Genomic DNA, 23844 nt, shown 5'->3' on the forward strand with positions numbered 1-23844 from the left:
ATCATATAACACAACAACTAAAATGTAAAGCGATTTATATCCTTTTACAGTTTAAACGTGTAAAATGGCGTCAGATTTACAATTTACGGGCAATTGAACTTAGCTCATACTTTATTGATAGTCAATTAAATAATTTTACTCACCAAGTAACAAATAAACTTAATTTATCATTTAAAGACCTAAAACTATGTGCGGAATTGTTGGTTACATCGGATCAAGAGATGCGTGGCCCGTTGTGTTGAACGGCCTCAAACGATTAGAATATCGTGGTTATGATAGCGCCGGTATTGCTATCATAAATAATGTAGGCTTCAATGTGTATAAAAAAACCGGAAAAGTGGCGTGTCTTGAGGCTCACACAGCAGATAAAGACAAAAGCGGGCATGTTGCAATAGGACATACCCGGTGGGCCACACATGGCGCCCCATCTGATGCAAATTCGCATCCGCATAGCTCAAACGATAACCGCCTGCACATTATCCATAACGGGATCATCGAAAATTACCTGATCCTTAAAGAAGAACTACTTGCCCGTGGGCATACCTTTAAAAGTGAAACAGATACAGAAATCCTGATCCACTTAATTGAGGAAATTCAAAATATCGAACAAACTGATTTACTGGAAGCTGTCCGATTGGCTTTAAATACAGTGATAGGTGCTTACGCTATAGTTATCCTGGACCGGGAAAACCCCGATCAGCTGATTGCCGCCCGAAAAGGCAGTCCATTGGTTATTGGTGTTGGCCATGGCGAGTATTTTATTGCATCAGACGCCACTCCTATTATCGAGTACACCAAAAACGTAGTGTATTTAAAAGATAACGAAATAGTACAGGTTAAACCCAGTGGGCTTTTAATAAAGAAGCTTGACAATGTTGTTCAAACCCCATTGATCCAGGAGTTAGAATTAAAACTTGAATCGTTAGAAAAAGGCGGCTTTGAGCACTTTATGATGAAGGAAATCTTTGAGCAGCCGCGTTCTATAAGGGATTGCATGCGTGGTCGCATCTTTCCGCTTGAAGGCAAGGTTGAGTTAGGTGGCATTAAACAATATACCGATAAGCTTAAAAATGCCGAGCGGATAATTATTATTGCCTGCGGCACCTCATGGCATGCCGGCTTAACAGGCGAATATCTTATTGAAGAATACGGACGCATTAAGGTAGAAGTTGAATATGCTTCCGAATTCAGGTATCGTAACCCAATAATTACTGATAAAGATATCGTAATGGCGGTATCCCAATCGGGAGAAACTGCCGATACATTAGCCGCCATTGAAATAGCTAAAGAACGGGGTGCAACTATCCTGGGGATCTGCAATGTTGTTGGCGCTTCAATTCCGCGCGTAACTGATGCAGGGGTTTACACCCATGCCGGCCCGGAAATAGGCGTTGCCTCGACAAAAGCCTTTACAGCGCAGGTTACTGTTTTAACTTTAATTGCTTTATATATTGCGCAGCACAAAGGTACTTTAACACCAGGCAGGCTCACCAATTTATTAACGGAGCTTGATACCATACCCGATAAAATACAAACGCTGCTGCAGGATAATGAATTGATTGAAGACATTGCCTGCAAAATAAAGAATGCCCCTAACTGCCTGTTCTTAGGGCGTGGTTTCGGTTTCCCGGTTGCTTTGGAAGGGGCTTTAAAACTGAAGGAGATCTCCTATATCCATGCCGAAGGTTATCCCGCCGCCGAAATGAAGCACGGGCCAATTGCGTTAATTGACGAGCAGATGCCGGTGATCTTCATCGCCACAAAAAACTCATCGTATGAAAAAGTGATCAGCAATATACAGGAGGTTAAAGCCCGGAAAGGAATAGTAATAGCTATTGTTACCCGTGGTGATGTTAAAGTGAAAAACATGGCCGATTACTGCATTGAAATACCCGATGCCGACGAAGCCTTTTTACCACTGCTGGCCACTATCCCGCTACAACTTCTCTCCTATCATATAGCCGTAAAACGGGGCTGTAATGTTGATCAGCCCCGTAATCTGGCTAAATCGGTTACAGTAGAATAATTTGGAATAATTAACCAACAAACTCCATAAAAAAAGCAGGCTCAGGCCTGCTTTTTTTATGTGCTGTTATTTCTGGGTGTAACCACTATTATATGAACGTGTAGCCCCAAATTCCCAACTCAGACACTTTTTTCTCATCCCTTTACACATGCCTGCATTACTGCTTTACATGTTCTGTAAAGACTAAGATACAGGTTTACAAAAAAACGGCAATCGACTAAAACCGTATACTATCGATGCCCAAATAGATAAATTTGACTAACCAAATAAACCAGTTCAAAATAGTTCCCTAAACTCTCTTAAACTATTGATGATGAAAAAAATTAATATATACTGTTTCATTACAACATTGCTATTGATAACCGGATGTGCCGGAAGTCGGGATCTTGTTTACTTCAGCAACATGGCAAATACAGGTGCAGCAAATAACAATACAAGCGGAACAGTAGTCATTCATCAGAAAGACATTTTAAATGTAACTGTTACCAGCTTAAATCCCGAATCGAATATGTTGTTCAACGGTAACAAAAATGTAGGCTTAAACAATCAATCAACCCGCGGCGGATATAAAGTAAACGAAAATGGATTTGTGAATTTACCGCTTATAGGTGACTATAAAATTGAAGGGCAAACCATTGAGGAAGCACAGACTGAAATAGCTAAAAAGCTATCGGCTTTTGTTAAAAGCCCGGTAGTTGACATCCAACTCCTAAATTTTAAAATAAGCGTGATAGGCGAGGTTAACAAACCATCAACATTTATAATAACTGATGAAAATGTAAACTTACTTGAAGCATTAGGTATGGCAGGGGATATGACAGTTTATGGACGCAGGGAAAATGTATTGGTGATCCGCACAGAAAACGGACGCAGAACAATGAACCGCCTTAACCTTAATAAAGTTGAATCAATGGATTCGCCTTACTTCAACCTTAAACAAAATGATATTGTTTATGTGGAGCCCGACAAATCAAAGGCGGTTGAGTATAGCCAAAGCACACGCTTAGCACCAATAGTAGTAGCCTCAATTTCGGCATTGGCCGTATTGGCGGCAGTACTGTTAAGAAGATAAAATACAGTTTTAAAGATACCTAAGAATAGCTGACATGGATAATAATTTTATTTTAAAAGAACCTTTGCCGGGCAATAAGTTCAGGAACAACATTAAGCCTTATTTAAATGGCTGGTATTTATTCCTGATAAGCATGGTTATCTGTTTTGGCGCAGCCTGGACATACCTTAACTATGTTACCCCGCTGTATAAAATAACAAGTACACTGCAAATCCCTGACGATAAAAAAGGCGATGGTATTTTAAAAGCTACTGCTTTCAGTGACCTGAACATGTTTCAGGAAACTAAAACCGTGGATAATGAAATGGAGGTATTACGATCAAAAGATTTGATTTATAGCGTATTCAAAAAACTTAACCTGGAAACTTCCTATTTTGATGAAAGCGGCTTTAAAGTAAAAGAACTGTATGGTAATGAGCGGCCTTTCACCGTTACTGTAAAGAGAATAGGGAAAACCGGCTATTTGAAAAAACTATATATCCAGCCATATTCACAAAGTAAGTTTTTGTTAAAAGAGGAAACCAAAACATGGATTTACAGCTATAACCAACTGATTAATCATAAGGATTATTCCTTTAAAGTAGAAAAAGGGCCGGCCCTTGCAGATAATGACACGCCGATACTGATCCAGTTTAAAAACCTTACCGGGCTGGCAGCAGCTTACAGCGCCGGATCATTACAGGTTAACCCTGTAGTTAAAGAATCAAACACCTTAACCTTAAGCCTGGTTGATGCTGTGCCCGAAAGAGGGATTGATATTTTGAACAACATCATATCTACCTATAACGCCGAAAACGTTGTTAAGAAAAACGTTACAGCCGTAAACACCATATTATTCATTGATAAACGATTACATGATTTAGAACGGGACCTGTCATACACCGAAGGTGACATTGAAACTTTCAAGCAAAGGAATGGAGCTGCAGAGATCAATGCAAGCACACAGGTAAATCTGACAAAATCTGCAGAATATAATCAACTGCTTGAAGAATCAAATACTCAGTTGGGTATTGTGAATTCCATTGAAGCATATTTAAAAAACTCGGCTAACCAATACGATGCTGTACCCAGTACCATGGGATTGAAGGATCCGGCGTTAAATACACTGGTTAGCCGTTTCAACGACCTGCAGTTGGAAAGGAACCGCATGCTGGGCAGCGCAAACCCTGCCAACCCTCTTATTGAAAACCTGAGCAACCAGATAGCCAGCCTTCGTGTAAATATCATGGAAAACCTCAGTAATATTAAAAAAGGCTTCTCAATCAGCCACAAATTGCTCAGCCAAAATTCTGCCCAGTATGACTCCCGCATCCGCTCGGTTCCGTCGCTTGAACGGGGGCTTTTACAGCGGAGCCGTGAACAGGGGGTAAAAACTAATTTATACCAATACTTGTTGCAAAAAAGAGAAGAAACGGCGTTGTCGTTATCAGCTACAATTCCTTCATCGCAATTGATTGATAAACCTGCCGCTAATCCGATAGCTGAATTTCCTAAGCAACAGCTCACCTATTTATTCGCTATTATAGCCGGGTTATTTATGCCGGGAATTTACATCTTCCTGAAAGATAAATTTAGCCTGAAAATCAGGAATCAATCAAGCCTGCTGAATATAAAAGGCGTAAAGATCCTGGGCGAATTATGCCATAATAATGAAGGTCAGAGCCCTGTAGTTATATCTAACGGCAGTAATACCAACATTTCAGAACTGTTCAGGTATATCAGGAGCAATATTGGCTTCCTGAACCAGGGAACACAGCACAAAACCATGCTTGTTACATCGTCTATGAAAGGTGAAGGCAAAACCTTTTTTAGCATCAACCTGGGCTTAACGCTTGCCATGCTCAATAAACGGGTATTAATTATGGAATTTGACCTGCGCAAGCCCGATTTGCTTAAAAACATCAACATGGAGCAAACCAAGGGCATTACAGATTTTTTAATGGGTGATACCAATTCACCGGCCGAATGCATCCAGGCTTATAATGAATCAGACAACCTTTTTGTAATGGGGAGCGGCAGTAAAGCAATTAACCCTGCCGAGCTATTGTCAGATAAACGGCTTGACCTGCTTTTTAACTGGTGCAAAACAGAGTTTGACTATATCGTGCTTGACACATCGCCTGTTGGTGCCGTTGCCGATGCTTTTAGCCTGGCTAAATACGCCGAGTTGAGTATTTATATTGTACGGTATAATTATACCAATACCGAGCAATTAAGTATCCTCAGAGATATTTATGATAATGATAAATTAAATAACCTTATGGTAGTGTTTAACGATGCGAAAAAAGAAAACCGGGAGGCGTACGCCTACGGTGGCTATGGATACGCATCGGCATATGGCAGTTGATAGCTATCATTTTTACAATGGCATAAGGTTAATGCTAATACGTGTTATAAACTTTTAGTTAGACTGTTTTACTGCTGTTCCATGTGACTGGATTGGCGGAGTCTTAAGCAACGTAAGTTGCAGTTGTTATGAACCAATAACCGGGTAACCGGAGAACGATATAAGCCGTTAGCTTGCTTTTTTACGGTCTGGCCAGTGTGACTGGATTGGCGAAGCCGCAGAGAGACTAAGACACCTGTTATATTTTATAGTAAACGGGAAAAACCGGCGAATATTATAAACCATTAGTTCGATTATTTTTTATTAACCGCCTAACCATGTGACTGGATTGGCGGAGCCACAGCCAGCACAGGCTGCGTCCGTAATAAATCAGATAACCAGGTTAGTAATTTTCAATTACTATTTTTTAAAACCATCATCACTTGCGCCATGTGAGTGAGTTGGCGAAGCTATAATAAGCCCTTATTAATTCCCCGATCCAACTTTATTCATTTTATGGAAACCCAATTAAGAACACCGCAATTTCGCATGACAAATTATCATGAAAAAAAATGGCTTGTTATTTACACCAAGCCCCGATGGGAAAAAAAGGTGGACAAGCTTTTAAAGCAAAATGGCATTGAATGCTATTGCCCGGTCAGAGATGTAGTAAGCCAATGGTCTGACAGGAAAAAGGAGATCAGTGTTCCTCTGTTTAGCTCCTACGTATTTGTTCATGTCGATGCTTATGAGCAGTCAAGGGCGCTTTACGTAATGGGGGCGTTAGGCTTTGTTTACTATATGGGTAAACCTGCTGTAGTGAGGGACAACGTAATAGACGAGATCAGGACAAATCTTGTACGCTACAAAGACATGGAAATTGTGAGCCTTAACAACCTCAGTGTTGGTGATACAGTTAAAATAAAAGATGGCGCTCTTGTAAATCAAATGGGTAAGGTGTTGCAGATACAGGGTAAAAATGTATTAATGATTTTTGAAACCATCAATTGCGCTTTGGTAACACGTGTTTCAATCCAAAACTTATCAGTTCATAACATCAGCAGAAATCATGAAAATTGAGAATTACCAACCTAAATTAGGCATTATCGGTCTTGGTTATGTAGGCTTGCCCCTGGCCGTTGAATTTGCAAAAAAATACAAAGTTATTGGCTATGACATTAATGTAGATCGCATTAATGAGCTCAAATCGGGCATTGATCACACCTTAGAGATCGACCCCGATCAATTAAATGCTGTAATTACCCCTGTTTGTACAACCGCAACCGGTTTATACGTTACTGATGAAATTGAAAAACTACAGCAATGTTCCATATTCATTGTAACTGTGCCAACCCCTGTTGATAAAAATAACCGGCCTGATCTCTCACCGTTAATAAACGCCAGCAGGGTTGTAGGCAAAGTGTTAAAAAAGAATGATATCGTGGTTTACGAATCAACCGTATATCCTGGGGTAACAGAAGATGAATGTATGCCTATTTTAGAAAAAGTATCGGGGCTTACCTATAATGTTGATTTTTTTGCGGGCTACTCGCCTGAAAGGATCAATCCCGGAGATAAATTACATACCGTTTCAAAAATCCGCAAAATTACATCAGGCTCTACTCCGGAAACAGCCGAAACTGTAGATAAGCTTTACCAATCAATTATTACAGCCGGCACATTTAAAGCGCATTCGATAAAAGTAGCTGAGGCTGCTAAGGTAATTGAAAATGCGCAACGCGATATAAATATTGCATTTGTGAACGAGCTGGCCATGATCTTTAATAAACTGGGTATCGATACCCATAAAGTATTGGAGGCAGCGGGCACTAAATGGAACTTTCTGAATTTCCGCCCGGGCCTTGTTGGCGGCCATTGTATTGGGGTCGACCCATATTACCTTGCACAAAAGGCCCAGGAAGCAGGTTATCATCCTGAAATTATTTTGGCCGGCCGGCGTATAAACGACTCTATGGGTGCATATGTTGCTGATCAGTTTATTAAACAAATGATTTGCCGTGGTACATCAATAACCGATAGTGAGGTGTTGATACTTGGTTTCACATTTAAAGAAAACTGCCCCGATGTAAGGAATACCCGGGTGATAGACATTGTAAAGCGACTGAAAGAGTATAAGGTCAAAGTGCATATTCACGATCCGTGGGCCAATGCAGAACATGCACACAAAGAATACGGCATCATCTGCGAAAACGGCGAATCAAAAACCCGTACCTATGATGGGGTTTTACTTGCTGTTGCCCACGAAGAGTTTAAAGAAATGAATGTAAAAGCGCTTTGCAAACCCAATGCAGTATTGTATGATTTGAAGGCATTTTTACCAGAAAACGTTGTTAACGCCCGGCTTTAAAAATTTATGACCTACAAACAAAGAGCCGTGTCCGGCATAGTATGGGCGCTGTGGCAGCAATTAAGTTCAAAGGTGGTGAGCTTTGGCATATCCATTTTTCTGGCACGGATCCTGGAGCCGTCACAATTTGGTTTGATAGCTATGCTGTATCTTTTTATATCGGTAGGCAATAGCCTTTTGGACGGCGGCCTTACAGCCTCGCTGATCCGAACCACCAATGCAGATCAGCGCGATTATTCAACCGTTTTCTATTTTAATATCATTGGCAGCAGCATTCTTTACCTGATACTTTTTATAACTGCGCCGCTCATCGCCGCTTTTTATCACCAGCCACTGTTAACCTCTGTTGTGCGCGTTTACACCTTAATTTTAATTATAAACGCGTTTTTTGGGGTACAAAGCACCTTACTGGTCAAGGATCTGAAGTTTAAAAAACAAACCAACATTCAAGTCCCGTCGGCCATTGGCGGCGGAATACTGGGTATCATACTTGCAAAATTAGGATACGGAGTTTGGAGCCTGGTTTGGATGGGCTTATGCACATCTTTTTTATCAACGGCCATACATTGGATCACTTCAAGCTGGCGACCGGCACTGATATTTGATAAGGCTTGTTTTAAAAAGCATATCCACTTCGGCTACAAAATGACATTATCAGGTTTAATTGATACCGTTTATCAAAACATTTACCTGATAATCATAGGTAAGTTCTTTTCGGCAACCCAGCTTGGCTACTACAGCCGGGCCGATTCGATAAGCCAATTACCTATAAGTAATATTTCAGCAGCTATAAATAAAGTTACCTACCCAATGTTCGCAGAGATCTCAAACGACCCGGTACAACTAAAAAATGTATATAAACGGCTTATGCAGCAGGTAGTATTCTGGAACGCACCGGCACTTATATTGCTCAGCGTTATTGCCAGGCCTTTGTTTCACATTTTGTTGACCGACAAATGGCTGCCAGCCGTTCCGTTTTTCCAGTTGCTATGCATAGGTGGCATCATGTACCCGCTTCATTCATACAACTTAAATGTTTTGAAAGTAATGGGGCAAAGCGCATTATTTTTAAAGTTAGAGGTTATTAAAAAGGTTTTAAGTGTAGTCGGCATCCTGCTCTTTATTCCCTTCGGGATTTATGGGTTATTATACTTTCAGTTACTTTTTAACATAATAGCCTACTACATCAATTCCATTTACAGCGGGCGCTTAATTGACTACCCGGTTACCGAACAGGTGAAAGATATTTTGCCAACAGTAACGTTGGCCGGAAGTATCGGCCTCTGCTGTTATTTTCTTGACAAGTTGCTGATCAATGATTTTTTCATCCCGACTATGCAAATTGGCATATTACTCATAGTATTCATTGCGGTTTATTATGGTGCCAGTTTATTAATTAAGCTCTCCGCTATTAAAGATTTTAACCAATTAATCCTAAAAAGATGATTCCAGTAACCAAACCATTTCTCCCTGCCGAAAAGGAGTTCAGAGCCTATGTTAAAAGTATCTGGGAAAGGCAATGGCTCACCAACAACGGGCCCCTTGTGAACACGCTCGAATTAAAGTTAAAACAATACCTGGGCGTTAGTCATATGCTGTTTGTTACAAACGGTACAATAGCTTTGCAACTGGCCATCAAAGCCCTTAACTTAAGCGGAGAAATTATCACAACGCCATTTTCATTTGTTGCTACTACAAGCACTATTGTATGGCAGGGTTGCGAACCTGTATTTGTGGATATCGACCCTGAGACGCTGAATATTGATCCGGCTAAAATAGAAGCAGCCATCACACCCAACACATCGGCTATACTGGCAACACACGTATTTGGTAACCCATGCGATATAACAGCCATACAGGCTATTGCTGATAAACATAACCTTAAGGTGATCTATGATGCCGCGCATTGCTTCGGTACTTTTTATAAAAACCGCTCCGTATTTGAATATGGCGACATCAGTGTAACCAGCTTTCACTCAACCAAATTATATCACACTATCGAAGGCGGCGCTGTATTTACCCAGGATCCGGAGTTATTAAAAACCATGGCACTGATGCGCAACTTCGGATATTCAGGTGTTGATACTTTCTCGGAGGAAGGCATCAACGCCAAAAACAGCGAGTTTCATGCAGCAATGGGTTTATGCAACCTGCGCCATGTTGACGAAATACTTAAAAAAAGAAAGTATTTGTATGAGCAATATCTGCAGCGCCTGGAAAACCTGGATGTTCAGTTTCAAAAACTTGAAAACGAACAGGATTACAATTATGCATATTTCCCCGTTGTTTTTCAAACAGAGGCCCTCATGCATCAAAGTAAAGCAAAATTAGAGTTGGCACAGATTTATTGCAGGAGGTATTTTTACCCCTCACTGTCATCATTGCCATACGTAAAAAGCCAACCAATGCCTGTTTGCGATTCCATAGCGTCACGGGTGGTTTGTCTTCCTTTATATCATACGCTGTCGCTGTCAGATCTCGACCTTATTTGCAGGTTGTTGCTCCGCGCACAAAACTTCGACAACAACTTTAAACCGAAACATTTTGGCACACTGGTGACAGATAAAATTGAATCTGAAATAAATGTAAGGGCAGCGAATGTAAATGGAACGGTATGAATGATGAAGAAATAATGGTAAGTGTTCTTTGTATTACTTACAACCATGAAAAATTCATTTCCGAGGCTATCCGAAGCTTCTTGATGCAGAAAACCAACTTTAAGTTTGAGATCATTATTGGCGACGATTGCTCGACAGATAAAACCCAGTCAATAATTAAATTTTACTCAGAAACCTATCCCGGCAGGATCAAGCTTATAGCCTCCCCTACCAACTTAGGCACGCATAAAAATTTAATTAATTGTGTTACACAGTGCAGGGGCAGGTACATAGCTCTTTGCGAGGGCGACGACTACTGGATAAATGAATATAAACTGCAAAAGCAGGTTGATTTTTTAGAAAACAATGCCGACTTCGTTATTTGCTGCCATTACCACAAAGTGATAAACGTTAATAACAAAACACTTTACGTACATCCTAACCCCACACCGCTAATACATACATATGCCGATTTGCTGGCGGGGAAACAGGAAGAAACAAAAACGGCAACAGTTGTTTATCGCAATATTCCCGAAACTCATCAGTTGTTCGCTGCCCCCTGGTTTTTTGAATGTTTTGCCGGCGATAAAATGTTTAAGCTATGGGCCACCCAGCATACCGGCGGTAAAATTTATGTAATACCCGAGGTAATGAGCTGTTACCGCAATCATGAAGGAGGTGTGTGGAGCATGATCAACGCCAAAGCACGCATGGAAATGGTTATAAGTGATTTCAATTTAATCATCAAGAACTTCACATACTCCGCGATCGCTAAAAAAAGACTTTTGCTGCTTTACATAAAACGCTATCTGCTTTTTGAATTACAAAACAAGCGGTTTCGTAAAGCTTACGATACGGTAAAATACCTGCTATAACTGCCCAGCGCATTTAACATTAACATGAACATACAAGCCGCCCCTTTTTCAAAACCCGTTCTGTTTTTCATTATTCCGTCGCTTAGAGGCGGAGGAGCAGAAAGAGTTATCATTTCGCTTGCTAATTATTTTAATAAAAACAACTTCCAGTCGGTACTTATTTCTTTAAACAATGATGTTCCAGCATATGAAATTGATAATGATGTTAAGGTATTTTACCTTGCTGACCGTCAAAAAAATTTGTTTGTTTACAGGTTGTATCATATTGCCGAAACTTTTTTTAAACTTATCAAGTTATTGCGGGCTCAAAAACCGGTGTGCGCTTTATCATTTATCACATCCGCCAATGTTTGGACTGGCATTACCTGTTGGTTTACCCGGGTGCCTTACATTGTTTCAGAGCGCACTTCGCCCGATAGAAGCGTTATCAGGTTTAACTATTTGCGTAAACAACTGGCTTTAAACTTATATAAAAGAGCCGAAGCGGTTGTAGTAAGTGCTAAAGGAGTTGAGGACTGCCTGCTTAAGGACAAAGACTTTAAAGTGCTAACAAACATCGAGCGCATAACAAATGCTGTTACTATTTTCCCATTACCGTCAGAGGAGAAGGTTCACCATCGGAGGTTTATTTTGGGAGTTGGCCGTTTGGCCTATGTAAAAGGCTTTGATATCCTTATTGAGGCCTATGCAAAATCAAGCCTTACCGACGTCGATCTGATAATCGTTGGCGATGGCGAAGAACGTGCTAACCTCGTTTGCCAGATCTTTAATCTGGGGTTAAGAGAACGGGTATTGCTACCTGGAAGCAAAAACAACCTTCAGGATTATTACAACCAGGCCGAAATGTTTGTCTTACCATCGCGCAACGAGGGATACCCTAATGCTTTAGTTGAGGCTATGAGCTTTGGATGCCCTTCCATAGCAGTTGATTGCAATTTTGGACCTTCGGAGATCATCAACAACGGCCAAAATGGGATATTGGTAAAAAGAGGATCAATAAGTGATTTAGCCGATGCAATGCACCGTTTGGCCAACAATGAGGTTGTAAAAACAACTCTTGGAAATCAGGCCCGCGTCATATCTAAAACCAACCATCCTGATAAGATACTGGGAGAATGGGAAACGTTAATCAAAAAGCACGTCGCTGCAATTGCAACAGCGGCACAACTAACAAACAGCCAACCAGCTTTATAAAACTATCAAACTGTTAATATGCTACAGTACTTAATTCGTTTGGATGATTTATGCCCGACAAATAACCTCCAAAAATGGCAACGTTTCTTCACCCTGTTTGACAAGTATGGCATAAAACCCATAATTGCTGTTATACCGGCAAATAAAGACCCAAAGTTAAAAGCCTGCGGTAATTTCAATCCTTACTACTGGCAGTTGGTGCGCGAACTTCAAAATCAAAATTATGTGATAGGCATGCACGGTTTTGATCATTATTACATAAATCACAACTCCGGCTTGCTGAAGATGAATAACCGGTCGGAATTTGCAGGCTTACCATTGCAAACACAAAAAGAAAAAATAAGAAAAGCAGCCCAAATTTTCAAACGTGAAAATATCAACCCCACTGTTTTTATTGCTCCTGCACATACTTTTGACCGTAATACATTGCTTGCTTTACACGAATACACCAACATTAAAATAATAAGTGACGGCCTGCTTAAGTCACCTTATGTAAGATTTGGCTTTAATTGGGTACCTGTTCAACTATCAGAAGTTGAACAAAAAACAAAATACACCTGGACATTCAATTATCATCCCGAAACCTGTTCTGACAAAACGTTTGCTGAGCTTGAAATTTTCATAGAAAAAAACCATCACCTTTTTGTTTCATTGGATGACCTCGATTTTTCAAATTATACCTGGGCAGATGCCCTTGCCGAAAAATATTGCATTTATAAACGATTAGCCCGTGATTATGCTCAAAAAGCAATCGCTTTTTTGGAACGGGTCCCTGCCGGAAACTAACTCTATTAAACCTGATATGAAAATTTCTTTTGCGCCACCTTACATTGACCAGGCTGTTATAAACGAGGTTATGGACACGCTTAATTCTGGCTGGATAACCACCGGGCCCAAAGTAGCCGCACTTGAACAGCAAATGAAGCAGCTTACAGCTTCGGATGCAGCTGTTTGCGTAAACTCCTGGACATCAGGAGCTATCCTGATGCTGAAATGGTTCGGCATAAAGGAAGGCGACGAGGTTATCATACCAGCATACACCTATTGTGCTACCGCCTTAAGTGTAATGCATTGCGGGGCTACGCCGGTGATAGTTGATGTTGATGACGACTGCTGCATCTCCACAGAAGCTGTGATTAAAGCAATAACTCCAAAAACAAAAGCAATTATTGCTGTTGACATAGCCGGCTGGCCATGCAACTACGAAGAATTAAAGGCGATTATCAATAAACCGGAAATTAAAAAATTATTCGTTGCTGAAAGCCCTAAGCAAAAGATTTTAGGCAGGATCCTCTTAATTGCCGATGCAGCGCACTCAATCGGTGCAACCATAAATGAATTGCCGGCAGCAAAGTATAGTGACGTATCGATATTTTCTTTTCACGCGGTAAAAAACATCACTACAGCCGAAGGAGGTTGTATCTGCATCAATTTACCTGCCCGCTTTAATTCGGCTGAAGAATACCGGTATTTAAAACTATATACTCTTAACGGCCAAACCAAAGATGCCTTCACCAAAAGTAATGGCGGCGGCTGGAAATACGATATTCTGTTTATGGGCCTCAAAATCAATATGCCCGACATTTGTGCCGCGATAGGCCTCGGCCAGCTCAGAAATTATGAGGCCAGCTTGCTCCCTATGCGCAAGCATGTTGCATCCGTATATTGTGACAGGTTCAAATCAATGGACTGGTTTGTTGAACCGCCACTAAAAAACGAGCAAAGGGAATCATCCTACCACTTGTTTGCCCTGCGGGTCAAAGGCATATCAGAGACACAGCGTGACCAGATAATTGAAAGTATTATGGCTGAAGGGATCATGGCCAATGTACATTTTACCCCGCTGCCAATGCTTACTCTTTTTAAAGATCTGGATTATAAGATCGCTCAGTATCCATCAGCTTATGCTCTTTACGCAAATGAAATCTCGCTGCCCATTTATCCTCAACTTACCGGCGAGCAGATTGATTTCATAATTACAACCGTCATAAACTCGGTTAACACTGTGCTGGATGAGTGTAAAGAACTTGCAAAAGTGGAATTATAAAATAGAGTTATGATTAAACGGCTTTTTGATATTGTCATATCACTTATAGCACTGATAATGTTGCTCCCATTGTTTATTTTAATTGCCATAGCTATTAAAATAAATTCGAGGGGAAGCGCATTTTATAAACAAACAAGGGTTGGGAAAGATGGAAATGAGTTTGAACTGTTCAAATTCCGGACCATGTACATAAACTCGGACAGGGCCGGATTATTAACCATAGGCAGTAAAGATTACCGGATCACCAGTGTTGGTTACTGGCTCAGGAAATATAAACTTGATGAACTGCCGCAATTACTAAACGTGTTAAAAGGTGACATGAGCTTTGTTGGCCCGCGCCCCGAAGTACGGAAATATGTAAACCTGTATACACCTGCTCAACTAAGGGTATTGAGTGTTAAACCGGGAGTAACAGACTGGGCATCTATCAAATATTTTGATGAAAATGATATCCTGGCCGGCAGCGATGATCCTGAAGATATGTATATCAAGGTAATAGTTCCATCAAAGATCAGCAAGAATCTCGAATACATCGACAATCAGGATCTTTTCATGGATCTGAAGATAATACTATCTACAATAAAACGAATTTTTCAATAGTTCCACTTTATTATGCTGCTTAAAAAGTGCCTCTTTTATGGTTTAATGCTCTTCTATCTGTACACACTTGCTTTTAACATTTTCATGACAGATACTTTGAGGATTCCTGCACCTGTAATTTTTTGCATGCTGCTATTCTTTGTGCAAAAACCTTTGCTGGATTTCGGCTATACCAAGGAGTTAATAATTTTTTTAATCGGCGTTTTTTTATATCAGGTAGTAGGGATGAACAATTATATTACCTTTTTTGCCATTCTCCTTACTATAATACCATGTTCGTTATACTTCAACTATTTTGTTGGTGCAAATAAATCGCGCTATTACGCTTCAATATTAATGTTTTTCTTTCTGCTCATGTGCTCTATGATCATTATGGTACTTGATCACAGCATGGCACGCACCATTGATCCGATCAGGAGCATGCTATTGGGCGAGCCGGTTAAACAAAGTCCAGCCGGCCTGGCAGTAACGCAATTCAACTTCGGGTACCAGGTTGTAGCCATTACCACGTTTGCCTTTATTGCATCATGCACTACCGGGCAATATCTTATAGTAAGAGCATTGGTTTTAGCGGCCTGCATTGTTTGCATTTACCTTGGCATGAACAGGTCGGCATTTATAAGCTTTGGAGCCGGTGTAACGCTCTTCCTGTTTATTTACTATCGCTATAGAGCCGTTTTCCTGGTTGCAGCTACAGTGATCATATGTTTTGGGTTGTACACTTATGTATTAAAAGATAACACTGATGACAAAAACAACATCCTGTCAAAAAATCAGGCTAAAGAGGCAAATGATTTTAACAGGGCCGACATGGCTGCCGAAAACCTTAAAATATTTGCTGACTATCCTTTCGGACTTATATTTTATGGTAAAACCTGGAACGACGTAACTTACCGGAACCCCTTGTTCACTTTCGGATTATCATCGCACAATGCCTACCTGATGTTTATTACCCTGCTTGGCCCGTTTTTGGGCCTGGGGTTGCTATGGGCCATATATTACAAAACTGTCCGACTGTTTTGGCAAACTATAAAAAACGTAAAGCATAAAGGGAGTGCAATTTATGTAGCTATATTTTTCACTTTTATAGCAATTTCATTAAACGCGCTGTCACATAACGGGTGGCTGATGAGCGTGGACGGCCCTACTATATTTATTTATTTCGCCGTATTACACTACAACAGGTTAAAAGACCCTGTAAAACAAACCGAACCAGTGCAGGAAGAATTAGCTGTCGCTTAAAACTTGATCCAGATTTTTATTTATAATGAGAAAAAAGATTTTCCTTGTTCTTGGCTCGCTTGGCACAGGTGGTTCTGAGCGTGTTTACTGGCTGTTATCGCAATATTTCAACAAACCCGATTATGAGGTAGTTGTAGTATTGCTTAATGGAGACGAGTGCAGTTTCTCAACAGAAATAGCAGGTATCAGATTTTTAAACCTGAAAACAATAAAGGCTTCACGCTCATTTTTTAAACTTCGCAAACTGCTGAAAGATGAAAAACCATACGCTGTTTTTTCAACTACCGATCATATTAATATCCTGGTAGCCTTTGTTTCAATGTTTGTTAAAGTGCCTAATTTAATAGCCAGGGCATCTAACAATCCGCAGCAAATGGCACAGTTTTATGGGTTTAAATCCCGTTTTTACAATTACTTTTCCAGGTTTTTGTTTGTACGCTTTAACTCAATAGTTTGCCAGTCGGAAGAAATGAAGCAATCCATTGCCCGGTTTTATAACATCAACCTAAACAAGCTTATTGTTATTCATAACCCGGTTATTATAACGAATGCAATAAAACCTCAAAACCAAATTTCGGGACTAAAGAGGCTTATTGCAGTTAACCGGCTCATCAAAGAGAAAGGATTATTTCGCTTGCTTGAGGTTATGAAAGCACTGCCTCAAAACTATGTTCTAACTATAGCCGGCAAGGGCCCGCTGATGGATACCTTAAAAGCAGAGGTACAAAATATCGGCCTCAACGAACGCGTGAAGTTCATCGGTGAAATTAAAAATGTTGCCGATGTTATTTCTAAGCATGACTTACTGGTTTTAAGCTCATTTACCGAAGGCTTCCCTAATGTAGTGCTCGAAGCACTGTCGGTAGGCGTTCCGGTAGTTACATTCAGAGTTGGCGGTGTTAACGAACTGATAAGGGAAGGCTTTAACGGTTTTATAGCCGAACAAAATGATCTTTGCACACTACGCCATCAAATTATCAGGGCATGCAATCAAACCTGGCAGCATCCTAATATCAAAGCCGATATCGTTGATCGCTTTAGTCTCGAGAAAATAGGCATGGAATATGAAATCCTGCTTGCTAATTAAACAAAACTATTAACCCCTTAGCGTTTTTTTATGTGCGGCATTTACGGATCAACAGTGAGATATGACGATAACATCATATTTCAAAAACTGGCAAGGGCCGATTTCAGGGGGCCCGATTATTCTGGCTTTGAACACAATGGTCCGGTTACCTTAGGCCATAACCGGTTGGCTATTGTTGATCTGGATCACCGGTCAGATCAGCCCTTAACTTACAATCACCTTAAAGTTGTATTTAATGGCGAAATCTACAATTATAAAACCTTAAAGGTAAAGCTCACAGCCCTGGGTTACAGATTCCTGACCGATTCCGATACAGAAGTTATTACAGCCGCCTATCTTGAATACGGCGAAAACTGTGTCAACCATTTCAACGGGATGTTTGCCTTTGTAATTTTTGACACCCGTACGCTCCAGCTTTTTGGCGCCCGCGACAGGCTTGGCAAAAAGCCGTTTTATTATACCCAAAATGGTTTAGATTTTGAATTTGCCAGCCAGCCATCGCAAATATGTATAGGCCGGAATGTAACTATCAATGAACAGGCTATTAACGAATATTTTGTATGGGGATACGTTCCCGAACCCAAATCGGCCTGGAACGAAATCCAAAAGCTTGAGGCCGGGCATTCATTTTGTTTTGATTGCAACACCGGCAGTTTCAGAAAAAGAAAATACTGGGAACTGGACTTAAACCATGCCGAACGCTATGACGGAGCATATCAGCAAGCACAGGCCGATTTAACCCGGCTGATTACCAACGCTGTTGATATACGCATGCATGCCGATGTGCCCCTTGGAGTATACCTTTCAGGCGGTATCGACTCATCACTTGTTGCGGCTATAGCTTCAAAAAACTATGATAATGTAAAAACCTTTTGCATAAAATTCAGAGAAAAAGGTTTTGATGAAAGCGTTTTTGCACAAAAAATTGCCGATCATTTAAAAACAGATCATCATACAATTGAATGTAATAAAGAAGAAGGCCTTGAACTAATTGAGAGTTTCGGCCGCTATTATGATGAGCCTTTTGCCGATTCAAGCGCCATCCCATCCCTGCTGTTAAGTAAACACACCAAAAAACACGTTACCGTGGTTTTAAGCGGTGATGGCGGCGACGAAAGCTTTTTAGGATATAGCCGTTACAAATGGTTTAATATGGTTAACCAGCTGTTTAAATGCCCGCTGGCGCTGCGTAAAAAAATAGCCGACATAATTAGCATCTCCCCTAACTATCGTCATAAGCTAATTGCAATGGGGATCTGCAATCCGGAGGTCAAATCACTTTACGGGCTTATGCTGGGCGGCCTGGAATACTCCTGGCTCGAAAATCCTAACATTGGCCTGCAGGTTCCCTTCATGGACATCTGGTCGTCAAAATCAACAAGCATGCTTCAAAAGCTGTCGGCATTTGATACCAAGACCTATTTAAACGGTGATATAAATACTAAGGTTGACAGGGGCACAATGGCCTTTTCGTTAGAAGCAAGGGCGCCGCTTATGGATTACCGGGTAATTGCATTTGCGCAAACCCTGCCCGACAGCTATAAATTTAAATACGGTATTCAAAAGAGGATTTTGAAAGATATACTATACCAATATGCGCCGGCGCAACTGTTTGACAGGCCAAAATCCGGCTTTACAATGCCGCTAAGCCATTGGTTTAAAAACGAACTGAGAGATCACGTAATGGATCATCTTTCAATCAGCGAGTTAAAGAACATCCCCGGTATTAACGTACAAAAATCATTTGCTATGATAAACGACCACATGAGCGGCAAATGGAACAGGGCAACCCAGATCTGGAAACTGCTTGTGTATACACAATGGCTTAAAGATCAGCGTTCAAAAGCAATTTCAAAATACCAGGTAGCTTAAAACATTCTAACCTTATGATCCAGATTAACAACAGGGCTATGCGTATAGTACCATACACAGTTGTGTGGTTTGCCGCTAAGCCCAATTTATGGGGTTGCCTGTTAAAATACTATAAACAAAGTAAAAGCAGCGAAACTGTTCCGGGATATCGTAAAGAGGATTTTTTTACAAAAATAATTGATATAACCGTACCTGTACCTGCTATTGAAGCCAATTTTGACAAAAACACAACATACGAAATACGCAGGGCCCTTAAAGATGGCGTATCAACCGTGATGGGTACCGACATTAAACCCTTTATTGACTTTTACAATGCATTTGCAGTTACCAAGGGCCTAAAAAAAATCAATAAAGAATTTTATAAATACAAACCGCACCTGTTTATCTCCAAAGCGGTTTACCAGGACCAGGATATTGTTATGCACGCTTACATCCGCGATCATTCATCGCAAAGAGTAAGATTATTGCATTCGGCTTCCCTGTTCAGAAATGAAAATGACAGCCAGTTAAGAGCTGTCACAGGCCGGGCAAACCGCTTGCTGCATTTTGAAGATATCCGCTTTTTTAAACAGCTTGGGTTTAAAATATATGATTTGGGCGGCTATGCTTACAATACATCGGATGCCGAACTTTTAAAGATCAACAAATTCAAAGATAGTTTTGGTGGAAGCCTGCTGCAGGAAACCGATTATCTGCCTATATCACTAACGCTCCTGTCATTTTTAAAAAAAACATTTCGATTATGAAAGACCTTATCTCCTCATTCATTTCATTTATTCACAGAGTGTTTAGTTATGACAAATGGAATATAGGTTATATATCACAATCTCCAGAAAACCTTATCCACACTCAGCAGCTAAACGGAAAAATCAATTGGTTATCAGAAGATAAGGCGGATTATACGGCCGATCCTTTTACTGCAAATATCAACGGCCGTTTACATCTCTATTATGAAGAGCTTAATTTTTGGAAGGGAAAAGGCGAAATCATGATGACGGATAACATGCATTTCAAAAATAAGAAAAAAGTAAATGGCATCATGGAAGACGAAATACACCTCTCTTATCCTCACATGTTCACTGATAGTAACCGGCTATACTGTATTCCGGAAACAGGCAGAGCTAAACAGGTGGCTCTTTATCAAATTGATATGAACAGCCCTTATAAGTTTGAAAAGATCAGGGTATTGCTGGAAGGCCAGGCATTTGTTGACAGTTCTATTATCCATTATAACAACAAATATTGGCTCTTTACAAGTGTTTCGGGTGAACAGGGTGTACTGTACTTATTTTATGCCGACACACTCGACGCTCCATTTAAGGCACATAAACAAAACCCGATAAATGTGGCGTCAAACGTGAGCCGGTCGGCAGGGAGGCTATTTGTAGTTGGGCAAAAACTTTATATGCCCAGCCAAAACCCTAAAAGGTGTTATGGAGGCTCGGTAATGATCAATGAAATAACCACTATAACCGAAACAGATTTTCAATACCATACTGCTTTTGAACTACTTCCCCAGGCACCTTATGACGAAGGGTTGCATACTATAAATTTTGAAGATGGATTGTTGATTGTTGACGGAAAACGCAAAGTATTGAGTGCAATGGGCCCCTTTAAAAAAGTGATCAGGAAACTGAAGAGCCTTAATAACGCTAACTAATGCCCAAGATGAAGCCTAAATTACTTTTTGTTTCAATTACCAACAAGGCAAACGGCGCCGAGAACATACTGCTACAAGCCGCCCGTGCGAGTAACGCTTCTCTGCTATTTTTAAAGAAAGTTGAAAGCGGCGGGTTAAATATTCCCATCGATCAACAAGTGGAATATGTGAGCAACGGAAGCATATTAAGTGGCTTTTCAAGGTTAATAAAAAGCTTAAGCCCTTACCGCACAGATCATATTATTTTTAGTACACATCCTTACTTAAATGCTTTCCTGGGTTTTTTAAAGCGCATTGGATATTTAAAATCAAAACTCATAGTAAGGGAATGCTCTTCTGTTTTAACCCGGTACAGCGGTTTAAAAAAATTGAGTTACCAGATAGCATATTGGCTTGGCTACCCCGGGGTAAATTTGGTTGTATGCCAAACCAACAGCATGCGGGATAGCTTTGTACAGCATCTCCCATACATCGACAAGCGAAGGGTTATCATTCAGAAAAACCCGATCGATATTGAACAAAACCTGATAAAGGCCGAAGAAGCACTGCCCGCTGCCGATGCCACTGCTGAATTTATTTGCGCAGCCGGGCGGCTGATTCCTGAAAAGGGTTTTGATATACTAATTATGGCTTTTGATGAAATTAAAGCTTCCCAGCCCCATTTGCAGCTCCTGATATTTGGCGAAGGCCCGGAGCAAGCTTCGCTTCAGAAACTGATCAGTGAATTAAAATTGGAAGGCCGGGTAGTATTAAAAGGGTGGATCGCAAATCCAATGCCTTATTTTAAGCATGCAAAAGCCTGCGTTATATCATCAATAAAAGAGGGCTTTCCGAACGTATTGTTGCAAATGATGATCCTGAACCCTGTTGTAATCAGCACCAATTGCGCGGGAGGTATCGATGAGATCCCGGGCATTTACCTGGCTGAAGCCGATAATGTAAACTCGTTAACAACAACGGTAAACACCGCCCTCAGCACTAATAGCAATCATAAAGACCTTATAATGCAATACGTAGAAGACCGCACCCCCGAAATATTCATCAAGTCGATACTGAATGCACTGGTATAAACAGCCCCTGACTTATACATAGTAGCGCAACAACTTTAACTAACTAAAATAAAATTTTTATGAAAACAATTATTAAATCCACCCGAAATGTTGTGTTGCCTATAATAACAATTGTAGCCATGCTATCTGCTATTAACGGCTGTAAAAAAGCCGACCAGCCAACACCAACTCCAACACCGCCTACAACTACTCCTCCGGTTACAACACCACAGGACGAATCTATCAAATCGATAAGCTTGATAGGGTTGAGAGTAGATAGCGGCTTTTGTTACAAAATTGGCTATGATTTACCTGAAATTGGGGATTCAAACACCTCTCCAACTGTTTCAAAGCTCAGGCTGTTTGAAAATGGCGTTGAACTGGGGCCGGCCCACTCTACCCACCATGATATCCGCAGTTTTGGACTGGGACAATTTAGCCATTGGGGCAACACATTGTATTTCTCAACGTCGGACAATAGTAATCCACTTACAAACGGGAGAAAATACACTTATACCATGAAGTAAGATTTATCAAATCACACTCAAACGCGCGCAATTTGATAAACTCCTTACTCAAAAGTATTCTGCAACAAGTACATCTACCTCCTTTTTCGTTACCATTCCTGATTCTTTTTCATACAGGCATTTACAATTAGTTAAGCGTTCGCGCTTATAATCAACCAATAATCAACGCCTTTCTCTAAGGCTTTCATTTAAACCTAATTTCACTTATTTATGAAAATTTTAATTACCGGCACTGCGGGATTTATCGGCTATCATTTAACCCAAAAATTACTTAAACGCGGTGACACCGTTGTAGGCATTGATAATATTAACGATTACTACGATGTAAAGCTAAAGCACGCCCGATTGCTGGATGCCGGCATAAAAGTATCAGGAATGGTTTATAACAAACCTGTTTGCAGCACAAAACATCCAAACTATACGTTTATAAAACTGGATATAACGGATAAAGAAAATCTGCAGCAGCAATTCCAAAACTATCAGTTTGATGCCGTTTGTAACTTGGCCGCACAGGCCGGTGTACGCTACAGTCTTACTAATCCTGATGTTTATATTGACACAAACGTAAAAGGATTTTTAAACATCCTGGAATGCTGCAGGCATTTCAAGATTAATCACCTTGTTTACGCCAGTTCATCAAGCGTTTACGGTTTAAACAAAAAAATGCCCTTCAGCGAGCATAATATTGCCGACCATCCGGTTTCATTATACGCAGCATCAAAAAAAGCCAATGAAATGATGGCCCATACCTACAGCCATTTATTTAATCTGCGAACTACGGGGTTACGTTTTTTTACAGTTTACGGGCCGTGGGGCCGGCCGGACATGGCTTTATTTATTTTTACCAAAGCAATTCTGGAGGGGAGGCCTATTGAAGTTTTTAACAACGGCAATATGCTCCGCGATTTTACTTACGTAGATGACATTGTTGAAGGCATTACACATGTTATTGATCAACCGGCAGAGACCAATTTTCTGTGGGATGCCAAAGATCCCGATCCGGCTACATCATCTGCACCTTTCAGGGTGTTTAACATTGGCAGAGGAGCACCGGTTAACCTGCTTGATTTTGTAAGCGAAATTGAGGCACAGGTGAACAAAAAAGCAATCAAAACACTAATGCCGATGCAGGATGGCGACGTTGCCGAAACCTGTGCTGATGTTTCAAATTTAGATGAAATGCTGAACTACAAGCCCCAGGTTTCTGTCCATACAGGGGTTGAGCGATTTATTGCATGGTATAAAAAATATTACCATATTAAAAGCACCAGCCCTGAGCCGGTCCTTGTTCACTAAAATACA

The 23844-nt window shown here is 40.6% G+C and carries 20 protein-coding genes; all 20 read left to right on the forward strand.

Going from position 1 to position 23844, the window contains the following annotated elements; translation table 11 throughout:
- Positions 1 to 187 precede the first annotated feature (187 nt).
- Positions 188 to 2026, forward strand: coding sequence for a glutamine--fructose-6-phosphate transaminase (isomerizing) (gene glmS / locus FHW88_RS19155; RefSeq protein ID WP_090526820.1), 1839 nt, complete (start codon positions 188 to 190; stop codon positions 2024 to 2026).
- A gap of 403 nt (positions 2027 to 2429) precedes the next feature.
- On the forward strand, positions 2430 to 3098 hold the full coding sequence (locus tag FHW88_RS19160; protein WP_229701566.1) for a polysaccharide biosynthesis/export family protein: 669 nt from the start codon (positions 2430 to 2432) through the stop codon (positions 3096 to 3098).
- Positions 3099 to 3132: 34 nt separating this feature from the next.
- Positions 3133 to 5445 (forward strand): GumC family protein, encoded by a 2313-nt coding sequence (locus FHW88_RS19165; RefSeq protein WP_090526817.1) that lies wholly within the window; start codon positions 3133 to 3135, stop codon positions 5443 to 5445.
- Positions 5446 to 5940: 495 nt separating this feature from the next.
- Positions 5941 to 6504, forward strand: coding sequence for a UpxY family transcription antiterminator (locus tag FHW88_RS19170; protein WP_243770798.1), 564 nt, complete (start codon positions 5941 to 5943; stop codon positions 6502 to 6504).
- Entirely contained in the window at positions 6494 to 7792 is a 1299-nt protein-coding gene (locus FHW88_RS19175; RefSeq protein WP_218117237.1) for a nucleotide sugar dehydrogenase, read from the forward strand. Before FHW88_RS19170 ends, FHW88_RS19175 begins: the two co-directional genes overlap by 11 nt.
- Positions 7793 to 7798: 6 nt before the next feature.
- Complete coding sequence (locus FHW88_RS19180; RefSeq protein ID WP_176627541.1) at positions 7799 to 9238, forward strand: lipopolysaccharide biosynthesis protein; 1440 nt, start codon at positions 7799 to 7801, stop codon at positions 9236 to 9238.
- Positions 9235 to 10410 (forward strand): DegT/DnrJ/EryC1/StrS family aminotransferase, encoded by a 1176-nt coding sequence (locus tag FHW88_RS19185; RefSeq protein WP_090526811.1) that lies wholly within the window; start codon positions 9235 to 9237, stop codon positions 10408 to 10410. Before FHW88_RS19180 ends, FHW88_RS19185 begins: the two co-directional genes overlap by 4 nt.
- On the forward strand, positions 10407 to 11264 hold the full coding sequence (locus tag FHW88_RS19190) for a glycosyltransferase family 2 protein (RefSeq protein ID WP_090526810.1): 858 nt from the start codon (positions 10407 to 10409) through the stop codon (positions 11262 to 11264). The genes FHW88_RS19185 and FHW88_RS19190 overlap by 4 nt, the downstream gene beginning before the upstream one ends.
- Before the next feature lie 24 nt (positions 11265 to 11288).
- Complete coding sequence (locus FHW88_RS19195; protein WP_176627542.1) at positions 11289 to 12458, forward strand: glycosyltransferase family 4 protein; 1170 nt, start codon at positions 11289 to 11291, stop codon at positions 12456 to 12458.
- Positions 12459 to 12476: 18 nt separating this feature from the next.
- The gene (locus FHW88_RS19200; RefSeq protein ID WP_176627543.1) at positions 12477 to 13244 is read left to right on the forward strand and encodes a DUF2334 domain-containing protein; all 768 of its coding nucleotides are present in this window, start codon (positions 12477 to 12479) and stop codon (positions 13242 to 13244) included.
- Positions 13245 to 13260: 16 nt separating this feature from the next.
- Positions 13261 to 14505 (forward strand): DegT/DnrJ/EryC1/StrS family aminotransferase, encoded by a 1245-nt coding sequence (locus FHW88_RS19205; protein ID WP_176627544.1) that lies wholly within the window; start codon positions 13261 to 13263, stop codon positions 14503 to 14505.
- A gap of 9 nt (positions 14506 to 14514) precedes the next feature.
- On the forward strand, positions 14515 to 15105 hold the full coding sequence (locus FHW88_RS19210) for a sugar transferase (RefSeq protein WP_090526802.1): 591 nt from the start codon (positions 14515 to 14517) through the stop codon (positions 15103 to 15105).
- 84 nt (positions 15106 to 15189) lie between these two features.
- The gene (locus tag FHW88_RS19215) at positions 15190 to 16347 is read left to right on the forward strand and encodes an O-antigen ligase family protein (protein ID WP_176627545.1); all 1158 of its coding nucleotides are present in this window, start codon (positions 15190 to 15192) and stop codon (positions 16345 to 16347) included.
- A gap of 25 nt (positions 16348 to 16372) precedes the next feature.
- Complete coding sequence (locus FHW88_RS19220; RefSeq protein ID WP_176627546.1) at positions 16373 to 17434, forward strand: glycosyltransferase; 1062 nt, start codon at positions 16373 to 16375, stop codon at positions 17432 to 17434.
- Positions 17435 to 17464: 30 nt separating this feature from the next.
- Positions 17465 to 19306 (forward strand): asparagine synthase (glutamine-hydrolyzing), encoded by a 1842-nt coding sequence (gene asnB, locus FHW88_RS19225; protein ID WP_176627547.1) that lies wholly within the window; start codon positions 17465 to 17467, stop codon positions 19304 to 19306.
- 14 nt (positions 19307 to 19320) lie between these two features.
- Entirely contained in the window at positions 19321 to 20052 is a 732-nt protein-coding gene (locus FHW88_RS19230) for a hypothetical protein (RefSeq protein ID WP_176627548.1), read from the forward strand.
- Positions 20049 to 20966 (forward strand): hypothetical protein, encoded by a 918-nt coding sequence (locus FHW88_RS19235; RefSeq protein ID WP_176627549.1) that lies wholly within the window; start codon positions 20049 to 20051, stop codon positions 20964 to 20966. The genes FHW88_RS19230 and FHW88_RS19235 overlap by 4 nt, the downstream gene beginning before the upstream one ends.
- 8 nt (positions 20967 to 20974) lie before the next feature.
- Complete coding sequence (locus FHW88_RS19240; protein ID WP_176627550.1) at positions 20975 to 22036, forward strand: glycosyltransferase; 1062 nt, start codon at positions 20975 to 20977, stop codon at positions 22034 to 22036.
- A 59-nt stretch (positions 22037 to 22095) separates the two neighbouring features.
- Positions 22096 to 22542 carry a hypothetical protein gene (locus FHW88_RS19245; protein WP_090526788.1) on the forward strand — a complete coding sequence of 149 codons (447 nt, stop codon included), beginning with the start codon at positions 22096 to 22098 and terminating at the stop codon, positions 22540 to 22542.
- A 210-nt stretch (positions 22543 to 22752) separates the two neighbouring features.
- On the forward strand, positions 22753 to 23838 hold the full coding sequence (locus FHW88_RS19250) for an NAD-dependent epimerase (RefSeq protein WP_176627551.1): 1086 nt from the start codon (positions 22753 to 22755) through the stop codon (positions 23836 to 23838).
- Positions 23839 to 23844: the final 6 nt, after the last annotated feature.

Origin of the sequence: Mucilaginibacter sp. SG538B (assembly GCF_013376065.1) — a bacterium.
Classification (GTDB): domain Bacteria; phylum Bacteroidota; class Bacteroidia; order Sphingobacteriales; family Sphingobacteriaceae; genus Mucilaginibacter; species Mucilaginibacter rubeus.

Coding starts and splice junctions, on each gene's coding strand:
- FHW88_RS19175 (WP_218117237.1), top strand. CDS start 6,494: ATGAAAATTGAGAATTACCAACCTAAATTAGGCATTATCGGTCTTGGT.
- FHW88_RS19245 (WP_090526788.1), top strand. CDS start 22,096: ATGAAAACAATTATTAAATCCACCCGAAATGTTGTGTTGCCTATAATA.
- glmS (WP_090526820.1), top strand. CDS start 188: ATGTGCGGAATTGTTGGTTACATCGGATCAAGAGATGCGTGGCCCGTT.
- FHW88_RS19185 (WP_090526811.1), top strand. CDS start 9,235: ATGATTCCAGTAACCAAACCATTTCTCCCTGCCGAAAAGGAGTTCAGA.
- FHW88_RS19250 (WP_176627551.1), top strand. CDS start 22,753: ATGAAAATTTTAATTACCGGCACTGCGGGATTTATCGGCTATCATTTA.
- FHW88_RS19195 (WP_176627542.1), top strand. CDS start 11,289: ATGAACATACAAGCCGCCCCTTTTTCAAAACCCGTTCTGTTTTTCATT.
- FHW88_RS19170 (WP_243770798.1), top strand. CDS start 5,941: ATGGAAACCCAATTAAGAACACCGCAATTTCGCATGACAAATTATCAT.
- FHW88_RS19180 (WP_176627541.1), top strand. CDS start 7,799: ATGACCTACAAACAAAGAGCCGTGTCCGGCATAGTATGGGCGCTGTGG.
- FHW88_RS19235 (WP_176627549.1), top strand. CDS start 20,049: ATGAAAGACCTTATCTCCTCATTCATTTCATTTATTCACAGAGTGTTT.
- FHW88_RS19160 (WP_229701566.1), top strand. CDS start 2,430: ATGGCAAATACAGGTGCAGCAAATAACAATACAAGCGGAACAGTAGTC.
- FHW88_RS19230 (WP_176627548.1), top strand. CDS start 19,321: ATGATCCAGATTAACAACAGGGCTATGCGTATAGTACCATACACAGTT.
- FHW88_RS19200 (WP_176627543.1), top strand. CDS start 12,477: ATGCTACAGTACTTAATTCGTTTGGATGATTTATGCCCGACAAATAAC.
- asnB (WP_176627547.1), top strand. CDS start 17,465: ATGTGCGGCATTTACGGATCAACAGTGAGATATGACGATAACATCATA.
- FHW88_RS19210 (WP_090526802.1), top strand. CDS start 14,515: ATGATTAAACGGCTTTTTGATATTGTCATATCACTTATAGCACTGATA.
- FHW88_RS19165 (WP_090526817.1), top strand. CDS start 3,133: ATGGATAATAATTTTATTTTAAAAGAACCTTTGCCGGGCAATAAGTTC.
- FHW88_RS19190 (WP_090526810.1), top strand. CDS start 10,407: ATGAATGATGAAGAAATAATGGTAAGTGTTCTTTGTATTACTTACAAC.
- FHW88_RS19205 (WP_176627544.1), top strand. CDS start 13,261: ATGAAAATTTCTTTTGCGCCACCTTACATTGACCAGGCTGTTATAAAC.
- FHW88_RS19220 (WP_176627546.1), top strand. CDS start 16,373: ATGAGAAAAAAGATTTTCCTTGTTCTTGGCTCGCTTGGCACAGGTGGT.
- FHW88_RS19240 (WP_176627550.1), top strand. CDS start 20,975: ATGAAGCCTAAATTACTTTTTGTTTCAATTACCAACAAGGCAAACGGC.
- FHW88_RS19215 (WP_176627545.1), top strand. CDS start 15,190: ATGACAGATACTTTGAGGATTCCTGCACCTGTAATTTTTTGCATGCTG.